General features: G+C 36.4%; 1 protein-coding gene. It reads left to right on the top strand.

Annotation, left to right across the window (positions count from 1 at the left end):
* Positions 1 to 298: 298 nt before the first annotated feature.
* Positions 299 to 1,392: 7TMR-DISM family protein (locus tag RTK36_RS10175; RefSeq protein ID WP_312046791.1), on the top strand; the 1,094-nt coding region annotated here is incomplete at its 3' end.

Genomic DNA, 1,392 nt, shown 5'->3' with positions numbered 1-1,392 from the left:
AGAGATTTTTTTTCTTCTCTAAAGTATTCGCACCGTGCTCTATGGCTTTACGGTGTAGCTTTACGTCTTCGATTTTTTCTCCAAGTTCTACAATGATGTCACAATTGTTGTAATTGAGATGCACAAAAAAGATTGAATAGAAGAACAATTAAGCGTAAAATATATAAACGGTTATAATCACAGCCATAATATTACATTTTTCGAATAGTATTATTTCTTTTAATTAGAATCGTTAGATGCTTTTTAATCGGAGTTGGCGTTGCTTTTTATGCCATTCATCCTATTTGAGGGGAGCTATATGAAAAAAATAAAAAAATCGCTCATACTCACTGGGTTCGGGCTTTTTACGTTGTTTATGATTTTTGTGTTGTTTTATGTGCCAGATACTACGTCACAAGAGGAAAATTCGAAACTTAATCGAATTGGGTTTTCCTATTATGAGGATATCGCTGGGAAGTTGACTGTAAATGATGCCGATACCGTCTGGAAACAGGGTGAATTTACGGGAAATGAAACGTCATCCTTTACGTTTGGCAGAAGTCATTCAACGTTCTGGCTCAGGGTTCCAACAGAGAAAAAAGAGTTGCTGAAAGACTACATTGCGTTATTTTGTCCGAACATTCAAAACGTACAGCTTTACATACCCACGGAGAAGGGCTATGATGTGCATTACTCCGGGTGGGGCAATAGTTTAATTAGAGATGACGAGAGTTTGACCTTTCCGGTGTTTCGGTTGGATCCCAATAACTTGGTAGAAAAAAAACCTATCTATATGCGAATTCAGTCTGACTATTCACATAATTATAAGCTGGAGTTTTATACGGATAAGGAACTAAACCAGGTCAGAATAGAAGAGTTTTGTTTGAATAGTTTTTTCTTTGGAATGCTGATTGCAGTTGTTCTTATAAATTTCATTATTTATTTAAAACTAAAGAATAAGACATCCCTTGCCTTTTCCATTTGTGTTTTGTTACTCAGTATCCATCAGAGTATCAATTATGGGATATATAATGCTATAATACCCGCGCATTCTCATGCTCTGATGAGCTTATCTATGGAAATCGGATTGCTTTTTATCATTTCCATTATTGTTTTTTTTATGATTTTCTCGGACGTTGGAACTTACAACAAACTTTATTACAGGTTCCTATTGCTCTTTATTGGAATCAGTCTCATAGACTACCCTATTTGTTTTATGGACAAGATTGTGGCAAACCTTTATGGGCATTGCCTAACGATTATCGTTCCCCTATTTATTTTGTATGTATCCTTCAGAATGCATCAGGAAGGCCATAAGGATCAGCGGTTATTTATGTTGGGATGGGGGCTGACCATCCTGTTATATACTGCGTCCATGCTGGTTTGTGAAGGCATGATGCAGATAGGGTTTTC

The organism is Anaerotignum sp., from assembly GCF_031981185.1.
Lineage (GTDB): Bacteria > Bacillota > Clostridia > Lachnospirales > Anaerotignaceae > Chakrabartyella.
This window is presented reverse-complemented; position numbering and strand designations above follow the sequence as displayed.